General features: G+C 63.8%; 13 protein-coding genes. 6 read left to right on the top strand and 7 right to left on the bottom strand.

What is annotated here, in order from left to right; all coding sequences use genetic code 11:
* Positions 1–17: 17 nt before the first annotated feature.
* A complete protein-coding gene (locus tag ABT23_RS03370) occupies positions 18–1,352 on the bottom strand; it encodes a four-carbon acid sugar kinase family protein (RefSeq protein ID WP_296631171.1) in 1,335 nt (444 codons plus the stop codon).
* The gene (locus ABT23_RS03365; RefSeq protein WP_296631163.1) at positions 1,349–3,574 is read right to left on the bottom strand and encodes a phosphoketolase; all 2,226 of its coding nucleotides are present in this window, start codon (positions 3,572–3,574) and stop codon (positions 1,349–1,351) included. Before ABT23_RS03365 ends, ABT23_RS03370 begins: the two co-directional genes overlap by 4 nt.
* Positions 3,575–3,681: 107 nt before the next feature.
* Here ABT23_RS03365 and ABT23_RS03360 point away from each other — a divergent pair, with 107 nt between their 5' ends.
* Both ABT23_RS03360 and ABT23_RS03355 read left to right on the top strand, forming a co-directional pair.
* Positions 3,682–4,446, top strand: coding sequence for an IclR family transcriptional regulator (locus ABT23_RS03360; protein ID WP_296631161.1), 765 nt, complete (start codon positions 3,682–3,684; stop codon positions 4,444–4,446).
* 258 nt (positions 4,447–4,704) lie between these two features.
* Positions 4,705–5,310, top strand: coding sequence for a DVUA0089 family protein (locus tag ABT23_RS03355; protein ID WP_296631155.1), 606 nt, complete (start codon positions 4,705–4,707; stop codon positions 5,308–5,310).
* 74 nt (positions 5,311–5,384) lie between these two features.
* Here ABT23_RS03355 and ABT23_RS03350 read toward each other — a convergent pair whose 3' ends face one another.
* From ABT23_RS03350 to ABT23_RS03340, 3 genes are read right to left on the bottom strand one after another with little or no spacing between them, the layout of a single operon-like run.
* Positions 5,385–6,911 carry a glucan biosynthesis protein gene (locus ABT23_RS03350; protein WP_296631152.1) on the bottom strand — a complete coding sequence of 509 codons (1,527 nt, stop codon included), beginning with the start codon at positions 6,909–6,911 and terminating at the stop codon, positions 5,385–5,387.
* Between the two features lie 29 nt (positions 6,912–6,940).
* Positions 6,941–9,472: a glucans biosynthesis glucosyltransferase MdoH gene (mdoH, locus tag ABT23_RS03345; RefSeq protein WP_296631149.1), complete on the bottom strand. Its 2,532-nt coding sequence runs from the start codon at positions 9,470–9,472 to the stop codon at positions 6,941–6,943.
* Positions 9,445–10,944: a glucan biosynthesis protein G gene (locus ABT23_RS03340; protein WP_296631145.1), complete on the bottom strand. Its 1,500-nt coding sequence runs from the start codon at positions 10,942–10,944 to the stop codon at positions 9,445–9,447. The genes mdoH and ABT23_RS03340 overlap by 28 nt, the downstream gene beginning before the upstream one ends.
* Before the next feature lie 272 nt (positions 10,945–11,216).
* Between ABT23_RS03340 and ABT23_RS03335 the strand changes: the two genes are divergently transcribed.
* The 3 genes from ABT23_RS03335 to ABT23_RS03325 all read left to right on the top strand — a co-directional run bounded on the left by ABT23_RS03335 (position 11,217) and on the right by ABT23_RS03325 (position 13,207).
* The gene (locus tag ABT23_RS03335; RefSeq protein WP_296631142.1) at positions 11,217–12,242 is read left to right on the top strand and encodes an AI-2E family transporter; all 1,026 of its coding nucleotides are present in this window, start codon (positions 11,217–11,219) and stop codon (positions 12,240–12,242) included.
* Positions 12,243–12,244: 2 nt separating this feature from the next.
* Positions 12,245–12,784, top strand: coding sequence for a glycine cleavage system protein R (locus ABT23_RS03330; RefSeq protein ID WP_296631140.1), 540 nt, complete (start codon positions 12,245–12,247; stop codon positions 12,782–12,784).
* 63 nt (positions 12,785–12,847) lie between these two features.
* Positions 12,848–13,207: a CbiX/SirB N-terminal domain-containing protein gene (locus ABT23_RS03325; protein ID WP_296631137.1), complete on the top strand. Its 360-nt coding sequence runs from the start codon at positions 12,848–12,850 to the stop codon at positions 13,205–13,207.
* On the opposite strand, the gene ABT23_RS03320 is transcribed toward ABT23_RS03325, so the two are convergent.
* Together ABT23_RS03320 and ABT23_RS03315 are read right to left on the bottom strand one after the other, a co-directional pair.
* A complete protein-coding gene (locus ABT23_RS03320; RefSeq protein ID WP_296631135.1) occupies positions 13,208–14,173 on the bottom strand; it encodes a hypothetical protein in 966 nt (321 codons plus the stop codon).
* Positions 14,174–14,204: 31 nt separating this feature from the next.
* Positions 14,205–14,825, bottom strand: a complete 621-nt coding sequence (locus ABT23_RS03315) for a DUF502 domain-containing protein (RefSeq protein WP_296631133.1) — start codon at positions 14,823–14,825, stop codon at positions 14,205–14,207.
* A gap of 220 nt (positions 14,826–15,045) precedes the next feature.
* On the opposite strand from ABT23_RS03315, the gene ABT23_RS03310 reads away from it, so the two are divergent.
* Positions 15,046–16,395 (top strand): HDOD domain-containing protein, encoded by a 1,350-nt coding sequence (locus ABT23_RS03310; RefSeq protein WP_296631131.1) that lies wholly within the window; start codon positions 15,046–15,048, stop codon positions 16,393–16,395.

Below are 16,395 nucleotides of genomic sequence, written 5' to 3'. Positions count from 1 at the left end.
AAAAGCGATGTGTACGTTCAGGCTGCGAGTGTAGCCGGGCTTGCCTGCGCGTGCGAGGGTGCGAGTCGTCGATAGGCCTCCGCCAGCGCGCCGTCGCCGCCGACATTGCCGGGAAAGATGACGACCGGCAACTGCGGCAAGCGGTGGTCGGGCGGCGTCTGCACCACGGTGACGCCGGGTAGGATCTGCCCCAGCACGCGCGAGGCGGTCAGCGCCAGCCCGGTCGACAGTACGTCGTTGGAGGTGATGCCGCCCTTGCTGATGAGAAAGCCGAGCGTGTCCGGCAGTCGTTTCACCACGTCCATCAGCGTGCCCGACACCGACTCGCCGAACGCCAGACGCTCTGCAATGTTGGCGAATTGCCGCTCGCTACGGCTGGTGAACACCACCGGGGTGAGGCCCCGTGCGTGGGCGTGGGCGATGCCGGCGGTGAGTTCGTCGACCACCGCGGCGCGCGCGTCGGGCAGGCGGGCAACGTCGAGCGGCAGACCGACCACGCCGCGCTCCTTCAGCAACGCGGTGAGTTGTGCGGTGGTCTTGGCGACGTGCGAGCCGACCACGACCGCGCCAGGCTGACGGTCGCGCACCAGGGTGGAAAAGGCTTCGGCGGCCACCGGCTGCGGTGGCAGCTTCGCCAACGCGGTGAGCAGCGAAGCGGCGCTGCGGAACAGCCATCGCTTGCCGCCGGCCGCGGCCTTCAGCGCAGCGTCGGCGAACAGCCGGTAGTCGTCCGTCGTTTCGCCATCGATCACCCCCACCTGATTGTCATGCAGCGCCGCCAGCCAGGTGTCCGCCTGCCCCGCGCGCAGATCGGCCAGCGTCAGGCGCCGTACCGAATCGGATGCCACGCGACCATTTGTCTTCTCGGCGACATAGTCCGGCAGATACGCCGTGCGATAGCCGAACACCGAGTCGCGCGCGAACTCGGTCTCGTGGGTCGGCACCGGTTTGCCGTCGACGATCAGGTAATGCGTGCTGTCCCGCGTGATGCGGCCGCCTTCGAAAAAAGCCGGCGTCAGCAGCGTCGCGTCGAACGGCCCGAGCACGGCGTTCATCACGTCGGTCTCCACCGGGTAGTGGCCGCGCAGGGTGGAATCCGAGCGCGACACGAACAGGACCGGCCCGGGGAAATCGGCGAGCGCGAGCCTGAGGTTTTCACACACCTCGCGCGTCACGGTGGCCGCGCGTTCCGCATCCATCCCGCGCGTATTGGTGAGGATGAAGAACAGCGGCGCCGCATCGGCCAGCGCCGTCTTCAGCGTGGAGACATCCCAGCGCGTCAGCAGCAGACAGGAATGCACCGTCTGCGAGCCGGTGGGATCGTCGTCGAGAACGACGATCTTGGGGCTCATGATCCCGTGCGCTCCAGCATCGCCAGCACGCGTGCGCTCATCGCCTGCGCATTCATGCCGTTGAAGTCGAACAGCTGCTGCGGGCTGGCAGTGGTTTCGCCGCGCTTCCAGCAGAACACATCCCGCTGGGCGGCCTGGCTGCGCAACAAAACAGGCTCGAGCGGTGCCGACGGGCCGCCGCTGACGCCGAGCAGGACGTCGCCTTGGAACATCGCCTTGAAGGAGTCGTCGTCCATGAAGCGGTCGTCGGGCTCCGACACGCTGCCCCACAGCACGTCGCCCGGACGGTACAGGCGGCGCGGGTTGACCACGGCGACGATGCGGGAACCGATGCCGGATTCGGCCAGTTTCTCGGCAGCGGCGAACACCGGCTGCAGCACCATATCGCCGGTCACGGCGAACACGACCGACTTCTTGCCGGGATGCTCCTGCAGCACGATCGCGCCCTGCTCGATGGCGGCCTCGCCCTGTGCGAGCGAGGTACGCACCGGAAGCGGCGACTTCGATGCGGTGATGACGATGCCCTTGTTGTGCTGCTTCAGTGCCCAGTCGTAGCTCGCCTGGATCATGTTGGCGTCGACCGGGAACAGCGGGTAGACGTTGCCGTTGCGCATCATCGCGGCGAAGTAGCTCTCGATTTCCGGCCGCTGGTGGGTCCAGCCGTTGCGGCCCTGCTCGAGCGCGCCGGCGGTGAACAGGCATACCGTGGCGGGCGTCTTGCGCCGCAGTTCGGCCATCGCCTGCGTCACTGTCTGCCAGATCGGCAGGCCGTTGATCGCGAACGACTCATAGCTGCACCACAGGCTGCGGCCGCCGAACAGCGCCACGCCCACCGCGAGGCCGGCGCAGGCATCCTCGTTGAGCGGCTCGTAGACCTGGCCCGAGGGGCCCTGGAAATAGAGGTCGTCGGCAGTCGGGTGGCGGATCGTCAGCGCCTTGTTGATGTTGGCCATGCCCGAGGCCTCGTTGCCGTCGGCGTTGGTGACCACGAACATCGGGTCGCGCTTGCCCACCTCGCCGACCACGTGGCCGAAGGCAGTGGTGGGCACATGATTTTCGCCAATGGCGAACTCGGTCAGCGGCAAGCCATCCAGGCTGGGCAGATCGCGCACGCTTTCGGTCACTGCGACGCGTGCGGCGGGCCCACCGCCGGCGTGACGGAAGTTTTCCCGCGTGATTTCCCAAGCCTTGATCGGCAGCGCGCGGCGCTGCAGACCGCCCTTCACGTCGTCGGAATCGAGCGTGTGGTGAGCATAGAGGTTGTGCGACTTGGCGCCGGTGGCGTGCACGCCGGCGCCCTTCAGCTGCTTGACGATGAGGCAGGCGCGGCGGCCGGACAGGGCGCTCTTCGCGGCAGCATCGGCGGCTTTGAGGATGGCGCCGGTGAAGGCCATGCGCGCGGCGAAGCCGAACGTGGTGCTGTCCGTGTACACCGGCGCGTCGGGGGTGTCGGCGTAGTCGCGCGCGTCGATCAGGTGCACCTCGTCGAAACCGTGGGCGCGCCAGTAGTCGGTCATGCGCGTGTTGTCCCACAGCGACACCATGCTGTGATGCTCCTGTGAGTAGCCGTTCCACACCAGCACCGGCAGGTAGTTGGTGACGTCGGGATACGCGGTCGCGAAGTGCTGGAACGCGCTCATGATGTAGGGTTCGCCCAACCCGCCGTCGCCGATGGTGACCGGAAACAGTTTGTCGCGGTGCAGATAAGCGCCGGCCATGGCGAAGTGCTGGCCTTGTCCGAGCGGGCCGGCGGGTGCGAGCAGGCCGGGGATTGCGCCGGACAGGTGGCCCAGCAGGCCATGGCGTTCGCGGAAACGCGTGCGCATTTCGGCGACTGTCTGGATCCCCATCGCTTCCAGCGAGGTGTCGAGGAACATCGCCGAATAGAAACCGGGCGCGTGGTGGCCGACTTCGGTCACCATGTTGCGGTGGCCCAGCAGATGCAGCGCGGCGACGGCGTCGGCGCTGGAGGCGAAGCCGCCCGGATGGCCGGACGACTTGCTGCCGGTGACCTGCAATGTCAGGTAGCGCAGCGCGTCGGCGGCGAGCAGGGTCTGGTAGACCGCCGCTTCGCTGGTCGCATCCGGCAGCGCGGGCTGGTTGGGGCCCAGCAGCGGTGTGGCGCCCAGACGGTCGATTTCGGGGAAGCTGTCGGCGAAATACTGAATGCCTTCGCAAAACGCAGGGAAGGTCTCGGGGGTGGACTGCATCTGGGCGCTCATGGCTATACCTTTCACAATATGAAAATGTTTCACATCATGTGAAACGATGAACGTATTGAAGCAGTAAACTGCCAACAATTTCACATTGCGTGATAAATTTTCACTTTATGAAAAACGGTGCTTCCTCTATTCAGGTTCTCGACCGCGCCATGGCGCTGGTCGGCATTCTTGCGCGCGCGCCAGGTCCGGCGACGCTTACCCGGCTGGCCGAGCAGGCCGGCCTGCATACCGCCAGCGCGCACCGCATCCTCGGCGCGCTGATGGCGCACGGCCTTGTCGAGAAGACGGGCGCCGGCGAATATGACCTGGGCGTACGTTGGCTGGAAGTGGGCAATCGCTTACGTGCGCGGCTCAACATCCGCCAGGTGGCCATGCCGTATATGCAGCAACTTGCCGAGTTGACCGGCGAGACGGTCAACCTGATCGTGCGGCGCGGCGACGAGGCGGTCTACATCGAGCGCGTGTCGGGTGGCCAGACGCTGATCCAGGTCGTGCAAGTGGTGGGGGCGCACGCGCCGCTCCACGTCACCGCGGTCGGCAAGATCTTCCTGGCCGAGGACAGCGCCAGCGGGGTGATGGGCTATGCCGAGCGCACCGGCCTGCCGGCCTATACGCCGAACACCTTGACTACGCTGGAACGCCTCTCGGCCGAACTGGACACCATACGCCACGAACAGCTGGCCCGCGACCGCGAGGAAGCCGAACTGGGCGTGGCGTGCATCGGCGCGCCGGTACGCGATGCAGAGGGCAAGCTGATAGCGGGCCTGTCGATTTCCGCGCCGGCCGATCGCCATAAACCGGGCTGGGTCGAGGCACTGAAAAAAGCCGCTGGGCAGACCGGTGCCGCGCTGGGTTACCAGGCCATTGCCTGAAACGAACCGGGTCGCTGGCGCGGCATGGCGCGCGCTGTCGAAGGATTTTACAAATCGCCCCGAATGACCCTCCCCCGTCCGCACGTCAGCGCACACGATACGTGTAAGTCATTGTATTTAAAGTGGGACTCTGTTGTGTGGGTATGGACTGGCATGTTCCGTGCTCCTCGAATGGCAGGCTGGAAAGGCAGATGCAATGAATAATGAATGGAAAACCTGCCTGCCAGCGCAACCTAGATCGAGCGGAAAGCGGAGAGAATGAAAACCAACCTGAATAAACTGAGCCTTGCGCTCCTGCTGGCGGCGGGCATGACCTCGGCTCATGCCACGTATATCGAATCGGGCGATGCCTCGAATTTCCTGGCGTCAGCCCAACTGGCTACCGATATGCAGATCCAGGGCACGATCGGCCAGGGCGACGAAGGCGATGTATACAAGCTCGTTTTTGGCACCGGCGGTCTGCTGACGATCAACGCCACGGGCCAGATTGGGACGAATTTGGATACGAATATCGCCCTGTTCGATGCGGGCTTTCAGGCCCTGATTGGAAACGACGATTCGGGTGGCAGCCTCGATTCGATGCTGACCTATGCCATCAGTGCCGGGACCTATTACATCGGCATCGGCGATTACAAAATGTACGCGATCAATGCCAGCAACCAGGCCTGGTTCATGGATGGCCTGCCGCCGGCCGGATTCGGTGCCGTGTCGCATATTGAAAACCTGATCTCGATTGATCCGGGCGCCTACACGCTGACCCTGTCCGTGCAAGCGCGGAGCAACGGGGTGCCGGAACCGGCCACGGTGGGCCTGCTTGGCCTGGGGCTACTCGGTTTGGGCATGATGCGGCGCAAACGGGCCTGACCCGGCCCGCGCCAAAGGCGACCGCCATTCGTGGCGCGAATACCAGGTGTGCCCGCAGATGACTCCGCCGGAGGTTATAAGGGCGGCCGCACCTGAGGCGGTGTCCACTGATACAGCCAAGTCTCCGTCAAGGGCTGGCCGTCCACCCGCAAAAACATACGGAGGTTGATCGGGCCCGGATCCCTATCGGTTGGCTTCAGGTCGAACATCGCACGCAATCCCTGTATGGGTGCCAAGGGGCGCACGGATGTGATCTCGACTTGACCGCGCGAAACGACGATCACCGGCTCGACAACCGTATCCTTGCCGAGCATGGCGAGATCGCCCCCAGCAAAGTCGACCGCGAAACGCCAGGAGAAGTATTTGCGCTTCTGCCCCACAATGCCACCGAGACCGGTACGCGTGGCGACGACCCGGGCAAGCGGCGCAACGACCGGGGGCCTGTCACCCCAATAGAGACGATAGGCGAACAGTAACTCCTGGCCGGGTTGGGGTTTCTCGGCCGGGTTCCAGAATGCAACGATGTTGTCGAAGGTCTCGTCGGAGGCCGGCAATTCGACCAGTTGGATCGACCCTTTGCCCCAGCCCGACCGTGGCTCGACCCAGAGGCTGGGCCGGCGTTCGTAGAAGGCGCCGTCGTCCTGATAGTGATCGAAATTGCGGTCGCGCTGCAGCAGGCCGAAGCCGCGCGGGCTGTCGTCGGCATAGGCGTTGAAACGCAGGTTCGCCGGATTGACCAGCGGCCGCCAGATCCATTCGCCGTTTCCGCGCCATATTGCGAGCCCGTCCGAATCGTGGATCTCCGGCCGCCAATCGTGGTTGATACGATTTTCGTTCTCGCCGAACAGGAACATGCTGGTCAGGGGGGCAACGCCGAGCCGCTCGATCGGCTTGCGCGGGTAAAGCGCGGCATCGACGTCCATGACCAGCCGCGCCGCTGGATGAATGAGGAAACGATAGGCGCCTGCGATGCTGGGAGAATCCATCAGGGCATAAACCGTGAGCACGTCCGATTCGGGCTCGGGCCGTTCAAACCAGAAGGCGGTGAAACGCGGGAACTCCTCGCTGCGCGACATGCCGCTGTCGATGGCCAGGCCGCGCGTCGAGAGGCCATACTGCATTTCTCCCCCGACTGCGCGGAAATAGCTTGCGCCGAGGAAGGCGACGATGTCGCGCTTGCGATCGGTGTGATAAAAAAGCTGGAAGCCGGCGAAACCAAGATCCTGTGGCAGGTGCGCGCTTCGCAACCCGCTGTTGCCGTAGTCGAACATGGCGGGATCGTAGGCGATTTCTCGCGCCTGGCCGTCCTTTATCTCGTACATGCGAACCGGGGTCTTGAAGAAGAGACCCAGGTGAAAAAACCGCGCCTCGAAGCGTGATGGCTCTTTTGCCCACAGGGCGTGATCGGGACTATAGCGAATCGCCTGGAACTGATCCCAGTCGAGCTTCTGCACGCTCTCAGGTAGTGCCTCGTTCGGGGGCCGATAGGGGCTGCGAGCCAGCGCCCGGGCTTGCCCCTTGAGCGTGGCATAGTCGAAACGGTGGGCTTCGTCTGCGGTATTGAGCAGCGTGGCCGTTGCGGCGTTGCCCCACGCCGGCAAGGCGGTAACCCCCAAGGCGGTACCGGCTTTCAGGAAACGACGTCGATGCATGACAGGCGGCCTGGAATGAGTGAAAGTGACTCGCGCCATGCGGGATGGGCCTCGGCAGAGACCCATACTTCGAAGTGCAGACGCGAAAATGCGATGGGATCGCTGAGCAAATGCATCTTGTGACCGGTACCGAGGGCATCGGGCCCTTCGCGCAGCGCCTTGTCCACCAGTTTTGCGCGATGTTCCGCGACACGAGCCTGCCGGAAGCGGGGCACGCCGGCGGCGCAGATCATCGCATTGGTTGCCGGATCGGTTACGGCTTCGATGAAGCCCGGCGACGTGGGCGCGCGGGCTGCGTATTCCTGGGTCCGGCTCAATTCCACCGGCGGGTTCAATTCCTCCGGGATCAGGAAAAAGCGAAGCCCACGGAGCCGCTGGCCCAGCGAAATACGGCTCGAGAGGACCGAAATTGGAATCGAGAGAACGAGCGCGCCCACGACGGGCAGCAACCACAACAGGTAGGAGGGCTTGAGCCAATAGACGCCGGCGGCCCAGCCCAGACCCAGCAGCGTATGCAACCCATGGCGGCGCAGCGCTTCACCCCAGCCTGTCTCGACGTCCTCCCGCGGCGGGGATTTCCATTGGATACCCTTCCCCAGCAATGGCGCCAGCACGAAAGTGGTATGGAACAGCATGCGGATCGGCGCCAGCAGGGCCGAAAAGAGCGATTCCATCAACATGCCCGAAACGAGGCGCAGTCTTCCCCCGAAGTCTTTCGCGCCCTGGATCCAGATCAGCACGACACTCAGTATCTTGGGCAGAAACAACAGCGCTGCCGTGAACGAGAAGAGCGCAATGGCGCGTTGCGGATTCCATTCTGGCCACACCGGGAACAACTGAAACGGCGTGACGAAGTATTGCGGCGTCGCGAGTGCATGTTCTGCCAGTTGGACCGTGGACAGCAGCAGGAACAGAAACCACAGGGGAGCGGACGCATAGGCGGCCACCCCGGTCAGGAAGACCGCCCGATGCGCCGGATGCACGCCGTTTGCCAGGAACAGTCGAACGTTCATCAGGTTGCCCTGGCACCAGCGCCGGTCGCGCTTGAGTTCGTCGACCAGATTGGGCGGCACTTCCTCGTAGCTTCCCGGAAGGTCATACGCGATCCACACCGTCCAGCCGGCTCGGCGCATCAGCGCGGCCTCAACGAAGTCGTGCGAGAGGATTTCTCCCGACAGCGGTCCGCCGCCGGAGAGTCGGCCAAGCGCGCAGTGGCGCATGAAAGGCGCAACGCGGAGGATGGCGTTGTGCCCCCAGTAATGGGATTCGCCCAGTTGCCAGAAGTGCAGCCCGGCGACGAAGAGCGGCCCGTATACGCGGCTGGCGAACTGCTGCATGCGGGCATAAAGGGTGTCGCGCCCCGCGACCAGCGGCGCGGACTGGATGATGCCGGCACCGGGGTTGGCTTCCATCAGGCGCACGAGCCTGGCGAGGCACGCGCCGCTCATCACGCTGTCGGCATCGAGCACGATCATGTAACGGTAGTTGGCGCCCCAGCGCCGGCAGAAATCGGCGACGTTGCCGCTCTTGCGCTTGAGCCGGTGCTGGCGCCAGCGGTAGAACACCTGGCCGAAACCCTGCACGGCGCGGCACAGCGCGAGCCACGCATCGACCTCGGCGACGCGATTGTCGGCATCGCTGCTGTCGCTGAGTATGAAGAAGTCGAAGTGACGCAATTCGCCGGTGCGCGCCAGCGATTCAATGGTGGCGCGCAGCCCGGCGAAGACGCGCGCGACGTCTTCGTTGCAGATCGGCATGATCACCGCGGTGCGCGCAAGCGCGTCGATGGGCACGTCGGCAGCTGCGCTGGCGGAAATCGCAAAGCGGTCGCCGCCGGTGGCTTTCACCACAAAACCCATTATCGCGGTCCAGAAGCCGAGCGAGACCCATGACGTCAAGATTGCGAACAGGATCAGGATGGCAATCTCCAGCATCCGGTGGCCGTGATAAGGCAACACCGCAGCCATGGCGCTGGTGAAAAAGTAGACCTGGGTAACCACCAATACCAGCAATGCCAGGCGTCGCAGATTGGCGGCAGCTTGCCAGCCCCCGGGGGAAGCGCGGGAATCCGCCGGATCCTTGCCGGGCGGGGGACAACCTGGGCCATGCCGGAGCCGGCGCGATTTGAACAGACGAAAGCTGGGCCTGGGGGGCCAGCGCAGCGGGGCCATACTGCTGCGATTGATGGGCGGCGAGATGGGCAGGGTCGATTGCGTCACCGTCTCGGGCCCGGTTCCGGTTGTCGGGGGCAGTTCGCTTTTGCCTAGAGCGAGCCGGCTGTCGATGGACGCGGCGGCCGGGTTAACCGGGTCGGCATCGCTTCCGTGGCCGGCGAGCGCGATATGCAACGCCGCCATCGCTTCGCGCGTACTGGACACATCCAGTTCGGCCAGCTGGGCCAATATCGCTTCGCGCTGTTCCTGCGCCAATGGCAGGCGGCCGAGATAATGTTCGCACCTCTCCCGGCCGGGAAAGCGGCCGCTCAATCGGGTGGCAAGATGTAGCTCCATGTTTCGGATATCCCCTTGTTTCCGCTGTGCAAGGACGCGCGCATTTCCACCGGCTTACCTGAGTCGAGCCGTTGCAGGCGCAGCGAGAGCCGCCAGCCGCCCGTCGCATCGTTGTGGATCATTTTCTGTTCGAGGAGCTTGGCGTTCGCATCGACCGACACCTGCGCCTCGGGCTTGAGTTCGGGCGATTCCAGTTCGGATGGCCCTTCGAAGTCGACCGCCAGCGAGATGCTGCCGTCGGGCGTGTGCGTGTAGCCCCGCCCATACAGCGTCTGGGCCACGTGCAGCCCGGGCGGCTGCGTATCCTTGTCCTTCTGCCACCATATGCGGTAGGCGTAGTCATAGGCGGCCTTGGGCGCCGGCAGTCGGTCGGGCACCCAGTACGCAACAATGTTGTCATTGGTCTCGTTCGGTGACGGGATCTGCACCAGCTCGACTCGCCCAGCGCCCCACTGGGCTTTGGGTTCGACCCATGCGCTTGGCCGCAGCTCATACCGCAAAACCGGATCTTCGAAATTGGCAAAGTCGCGTTGGCGCTGCATCAGACCGAAGCCGATCGGATTGGTGGTGGAAAACGAGGTGACCAGCAGGCGCTTGGGGTCGCTCAAAGGCCGCCAGACCCATTCGTCGTTGCCCATATGGACCGACAGTCCATCGGAGTCGTGCACCGCCGGGCGGAAGTCGTCTTCGGTCGCATGTTGGCCCCGGCCAAAATAAAACATACTGGTCAGCGGGGCGAGTCCCAGCTTGCCCACAGCGCTGCGCAGGTACAGGCGCGCCGTGACGTCCATTACCGTGTCGACGCCCGGCGTCAGCACGAAACGGTAGGCGCCGGCAGCACGCGGCGAATCGAGCAGGCCGTAGATGACCAACTGTTTATCCGACGCTTGCGGCCGCAATATCCAGAATTCCACGAAGCGCGGAAACTCCTCGCCTGTACCCAGTGCGGTGTCAATCGCCAATCCGCGTGCCGACAGGCCATAATGTTGCCCTTTGCCGAGCGCGCGAAAGTAGCTGGCGCCGAGAAACGTCAGCACCTCATCCTTGTGCGCGGCCGAATTGACCGGATAGCGCACCCGGAAACCAGCGAAGCCCAGGCCGTGCAGTTTGCCGGGGTCGACCTTGGTAGCCCCGAAGTCGAACGCGTCTTGATCGAAGCGGATCTCGCGCACACCCTGAGCCGTGACTTCGTTGATCCTGACCGGCTGGTCGAAATGCCAACCCGGAGGGAAGAAATCCACTTCGAAAGGGAGCTTGTCGTTGCGCCACAGCATCCGCTCCGGTTTGTAGCGGATCTGGTGATAGTTTTCATAGTTGAGGTTGCGCAGTTCCGGCGGCAGATCCGCGTCGGCCTTTTTGTACGGGGCGTCCGCCAAGCGACGGGCACGTTGCGCGACATCCTGAAAATCGAATGCCGAGGCTGACGTGGAGAGGAAACCAAGCAGGGCGCCAGCGACACACGCGAATCCCATAGCCTGCTTGTAAATGGTGACTGTTCGGGAAAATGCGGACGCACAAAAGCGGGAGGATGACAGCAAAAAAGTCAAATTTCTGACTCCGGTTTATCGTTATCGACGCATTGGTTCAGATTTGTCCATGTTTGAATACTTCTGTGCCCGACTCAATGCCGACAGTTTTCTGAACAATATGTTTGTCAGAAAGTTCCCGGCCCGGCAAGTAGCCAGGCACATGCTGGTATGAGGCAACACTTGCCCGTTAGCCCGTTTCTTGGCACTGTGCGGCCATGACCGCCATCCCTGCGCCTTTCGTCGCTACCCGTTATCAGATCGCCGCCTGGCTGCTGATGGCGGCCGGACTGTCGTTCACCCTGATGTTTCACCTGCTCCCTGCCTTGCTGTCCGGCTTGCTGGTGGTTCAACTGGTACACATGCTGGCGCCGCGTTTTGTGATCGGTCGCCTCGATCACACCTGGGCCAAGGTGCTGGTGGTGTCCCTGATCACTTTGACGGTGCTCGGTGCGCTGGGCGGGCTCACTGCCGGCGTGATTCTCTATTTGCGCACTGAAGGCGGATTGGCAGGGCTATTGACCAAAATGGCCGAGATCATCGAGAACTCACGCCAGTTGCTGCCGCTGTGGGCCGCCGCCTGGTTGCCGCAGGGGGACGGATCGGTCATCCGGGCGGGGTTGGTCGAATGGCTGCGCACTCATGCACTGGATATCCGTAAATTCAGCGGCGATGCTGGACGCGTCCTGCTGCACTTCATCATCGGCCTCGTAATCGGCAGCTTCATTGCCTTGCGCGAGGCGCGCCAGACCCAGACGCTGGCACCGCTGGCCCAGGCGATGTGCGAGCGCGTGTCGCGCCTGGGCGAAGCGTTCCGCCGCGTGGTGTTCGCGCAGATTCGCATCTCGGCGCTGAATGCGTTGCTGACCGGTATTTACCTGATGCTGGTGCTGCCCGCCTTCGGTGTGCACCTGCCGTTCACCAAGACCATGATCGTCGTCACGTTTGTCGTCGGGCTGCTGCCGGTGCTGGGCAACCTCGTGTCCAACACGATTATCGTCATCATCTCGCTTTCCCATTCGCTGCATGTGGCGGCTGCATCCCTGGTGTTCCTGATCCTCATCCACAAGCTCGAATATTTCGTGAATGCCCGTATCATCGGCGGGCAGATCCAGGCGCGGGCGTGGGAACTGCTGATCGCCATGCTGGTGATGGATGCCGCGTTCGGCGTGCAGGGCGTCATCGCCGCGCCGATCATTTACGCCTACATCAAAAAAGAACTGTCCGACAGGGAGTTAATTTAAGCATGTCCAACGACACCGAATCACTCGTCATCACAGCCAGCGGCGAGGATAAAATCGGCCTGGTGGAAGGTTTCACGCGCCGCATCTCGGATAGCGGCTGCAACATCGAGGAGTCGCGCATGGCCGCGCTCGGCGGGCGCTTTGCGCTGCTGATGCGCGTGTCGGGGAACTGGGATGCCCTGGCCAAACTGGAGGCGCGTCTCCCTGCCGTCGCCGAGGAGCTCGGCCTGTCGCTGACCCAGCAGCGCACCCGCCCGACGCGCGCCGACAAGCCGCTGATTCCCTATACCGTCGAGGTCGCCGCGCTCGACCAGCCCGGCATCGTCAACAGCCTGGCAAACTTCTTTGCCCGCCTGCATATCAACATCGAGGCGCTCGACACCGAAACCTATCCGGCCCCGCATACCGGCGCCCCGATGTTTGCCGTCCACATGACGCTCGGCATTCCCGCCGACACCCATATCGCGACGCTGCGCGGCGATTTTCTCGACTATTGCGACGACCAGAATCTCGACGCGACCTTCGAGCCGGTCAGGATGTAGATCGGGAACTTTACGCTGCGCGCGCCGCTCACTGCCGTTCCCTATCTGTTCAGGATCATCGACATGCCCAGCATGCTCATCATCGCCCACGGCAGCCGCCGCGCCGCCTCCAATGACGAAGTCCGCGTCCTGGCCGATGCCGTGCGCGCGCAAGCAGGCGTGGTGTACGAACACGTCGAAACCGCGTTCCTGGAGCTTGCTGAGCCCAGCATTCCAAACGGGCTGGCTGCATTGGCAGCGAAAGGCGCCCGTGAAATCGTCGCGTTTCCCTACTTCCTCGCCGCGGGCACCCATGTGGCGCAGGATATCCCCGATGCCATCGCCGAATTTACTGCGACGCATCCGGCGGTGACGGTCCGGCTGGCGCCGCATCTGGGCGCCTCGACCGTGCTGCCCGCCGCCATCCTCAACGTCGCGGCCTGATCATTCGTCGGCGCTGACGCCGAGCTCGATGTAATACATCGGCATGACCTCGGCCTCCGATTTCTTGCGCGGCTGACTGCGTATCAGCGCCGCCTCGACGCGTGCGGCCTGCAGCGCCGTGCGGTTGAGCACGATGGGATACAGCCGGTAGTGCTTCTCGATCAGTTCGGCCTGCTGGAATGCGCAGGACTCGAGCCGGCCGCGGGCGGCCATGTCGAGATGCGGCAGCAACAGCATCCACGGCGCCTGCCACGCGTGGTAATCATGCACCAGCCGAGTGTGCGCCTCGTCCATGCCGGCAGTGGAGATGAACAGCTGCGGAAAGGCGTCGGCCTCAAGCACACGGCCGCGCAGGTGATCGCCACCCCTGAGCGTATGCAGTCCCAGCCCGGCGCCGTCGTCCGAGCGGCGGAACCATTGCACCACACCGCTGGCGAGGTCGTTCACATGGCGCGTCAGGTACACGCCGGCGGGCTCGTCGAGCCCGGCTACCGCCGCGCTTACGAAATGTTCCTGTGCCGCCATACCAGCGCGCCAGTCGAGCGGGGGCTTGGTGTCGGTCTCGATGTCAGTGCGCACGCTGTGCAGCAGCGCGAGTGGCCGGTCGTGCCGGTCGAGCAGCCAGAGTTCGAACTGGTCGCGAAAGGCGAAGGGCACCTCGCGATGCACCTTGAGCAGGTGCTCGTAGACCACGGCGCCCATGTCTTCCAGCCGCCTGAAATCGTCCGAGGGAAAAAGCGGGCCGCGTTTCAGGCCTTTTTCCGCCGACCAGTGGCCGTAGCGGATGTCGGAAATCTGTGCGCGTCGCCCTGCGCGCCCCAGGCCGTCGAGCAGGGCGTCGTTGGCCACATAGATGTCCCACTCGACGCCGTCGGTCGTCACCGCCTCGGCCGACTGGTACCGGATCGTGTGCACCACCCCGCGAAACGGGTTGAGCAGGCGCTGGGCGTAGCATTCGATCTGCATGGGCGGGACTCTCCTCAGTTATTGCGATCAATCAAGGCGATGGCGAGCGTGTCGTCGACGTGTCGTGGGTTGCCGTGCTCATCCAGGCGAACAGCGAGGCGCGCATGGCCTCCTCCACCGACATGTCGATCTGCTGCACCCAGGTACGCGGTACAAAAACGGTATACCCGCCGATCATGTAGCCCATCGGCAGATAGACCGCCACGCGGTCGCCCTGCAGGAAACCGGCGGGCAAGGTGTCGACGCTCTGGCGCGTGACCAGACCCACGACCTCGAGCGCCTGTCCCGGAATCTTCAGAACGACGACCATTTGCTGCGCGGCCGTGTCGCGGCGGGGCGAAAAATAATCGGCAAAATCCTTGAGCGACGAATAAATGCTCTTCACGACAGGCAGATTGGTGAAGGGCAGTTCCACCAGCGACAGCAGCTTGCCCACACCCGGTTGCGACACGAGGATGCCGAGCAGGAAAATGCAGACTACACCCAGCACCAGCCCCATCCCGGGTACGTAGTATTCGCCGATCAGGGGACGCGTCAGCTGCATGGCCAGCGTTTCGCTCCAGTGCAGAAAGACGTACAGCAGATAGACCGTCAGGCCGAGCGGCAGCGCAGTGAGCAGTCCGCGAAAAAAATACTGGGAGATGCGTTTCATCGGTTTCGGGGCCGGGTGGCGGCAGCCATCATTTCATCCTGTCCCGTTAGCATAGCAGCGACGGGCGTACGAGCCGTGGGAGAGGATCGGCTGGCAAATGCGTGTTAATACGACCGGCCTATCGCCCCACCCAAAATATTTGTGCGACGAGGCTTCAGTCCCGGGTGGCGTTGCCGATTATTCACGTGATGCGTCCAAGTCTGTTGTGGGGGAATGTAGCGTGCTGAATCGTCTTGTCGGAATGTGGTCGGGTAATCGGGAAAATACAGTTGCGCCGCCACCGCCGCGCGTCGAGGCCGTCGAGCCCGAGCCGGCAGCCAGGCCGGCTGGCAAAGCGCCGTCGGTCATGCGTCGCGAGGCCATGCTGGGACGCGACCAGCGTGTCGCCGGCTATACCTTCATGTTGCGCCGCACGGCCGACGAACATCCCGATCCGAATCTGCCCGATGTACAGCGTCTCTACGACGAAACCCTGCTGGGCAACCTGCAGCGTATGGATATCGCGCGCCTGCTGGGACAGCGCCTGGCATTCGTGCCGATTTCGCCGGCGACCCTGGACCACCCGCTCATCGAAGAATGGCCCGCTACCGGCACGGTCTGGCTCCTGAACGTCGACACCCTGACCACGGTGGACGCGTCTTTGCCGGCCCGGCTGGCCGAACTGAAGACGCGCGGGTTCAGTTTTGCGGTGCAGGCGGACGCGGCCATCCGTCCCGAACGCCATGCGCTTCTGCAGCATATGGATTATGTGGTGTTGGATGTCAGCAGCGAGGATATTCCCGCCATCACCGCGCAAATCGCCGCCGTGTCCAAGCTGGCCGCGGGCAAGCGCCTGGTCGCGACCGGCGTGCAGACGCTGGAAGCCTTCCACATGTGTCACAAGCTGCAGTTCGCGCTGTTCATGGGGCCGTTCATCACCCGCCGCGAAAACCTCGGCAACCCGGTCATGGGACCGTCGCGCGCCAAGGTGCTGGACCTGATGAACCGGGTGCGTACCGGTGCCGAGCAGCCGGAACTGGCCGCCCAGTTCCGCCACGACCCGGCGTTGTCGGTACGCCTGCTGCGCTATGTCAACTCGCCCGGCATGGGCCTGATGAACAAGATTGGCGGTATCGAACAGGCATTGATGGTGATGGGGCAGGACAAGCTCTATCGCTGGCTGACGCTGATCCTGTTTACCGGCGGCCAGACCCAGGAGCTCGACCAGGCCGTGCTGGAGAATGCCCTGGTGCGCGGGCGGGTGGCCGAACAGCTGGCTGGCCGCGCCCTGTTTGCCAAGGCGCGCGACGAAATTTTTGTCGCCGGGCTGTTTTCCTTGCTGGACGTCGTGATGCACATGCCGATGGAGCAGGTATTGAAGCAGATCAGCCTGCCGGCCGAGATCACCGAGGCCATCGTCTCGCAGCGCGGCCCCTATGCACCCTATCTGGCGCTGGCCATTGCCTGCGAACAGGACGACCAGAGCAGCATCGAAGCCCTGGCCAAGCAGATCGGACGCGACGTGGCCGACATCAACGGCGTGCACATGGATGCGCTGTTGTGGGCGCAGCAGCTGTCCGGCGACGTATGA

Source organism: Thiobacillus sp. SCN 63-57 (assembly GCF_001725555.1).
Lineage (GTDB): Bacteria > Pseudomonadota > Gammaproteobacteria > Burkholderiales > Thiobacillaceae > Thiobacillus.
This window is presented reverse-complemented; position numbering and strand designations above follow the sequence as displayed.

Coding starts and splice junctions, on each gene's coding strand:
- ABT23_RS03370 (WP_296631171.1), bottom strand. CDS start 1,352: ATGAGCCCCAAGATCGTCGTTCTCGACGACGATCCCACCGGCTCGCAG.
- ABT23_RS03365 (WP_296631163.1), bottom strand. CDS start 3,574: ATGAGCGCCCAGATGCAGTCCACCCCCGAGACCTTCCCTGCGTTTTGC.
- ABT23_RS03360 (WP_296631161.1), top strand. CDS start 3,682: ATGAAAAACGGTGCTTCCTCTATTCAGGTTCTCGACCGCGCCATGGCG.
- ABT23_RS03355 (WP_296631155.1), top strand. CDS start 4,705: ATGAAAACCAACCTGAATAAACTGAGCCTTGCGCTCCTGCTGGCGGCG.
- mdoH (WP_296631149.1), bottom strand. CDS start 9,472: ATGGAGCTACATCTTGCCACCCGATTGAGCGGCCGCTTTCCCGGCCGG.
- ABT23_RS03340 (WP_296631145.1), bottom strand. CDS start 10,944: ATGGGATTCGCGTGTGTCGCTGGCGCCCTGCTTGGTTTCCTCTCCACG.
- ABT23_RS03335 (WP_296631142.1), top strand. CDS start 11,217: ATGACCGCCATCCCTGCGCCTTTCGTCGCTACCCGTTATCAGATCGCC.
- ABT23_RS03330 (WP_296631140.1), top strand. CDS start 12,245: ATGTCCAACGACACCGAATCACTCGTCATCACAGCCAGCGGCGAGGAT.
- ABT23_RS03325 (WP_296631137.1), top strand. CDS start 12,848: ATGCCCAGCATGCTCATCATCGCCCACGGCAGCCGCCGCGCCGCCTCC.
- ABT23_RS03320 (WP_296631135.1), bottom strand. CDS start 14,173: ATGCAGATCGAATGCTACGCCCAGCGCCTGCTCAACCCGTTTCGCGGG.
- ABT23_RS03315 (WP_296631133.1), bottom strand. CDS start 14,825: ATGAAACGCATCTCCCAGTATTTTTTTCGCGGACTGCTCACTGCGCTG.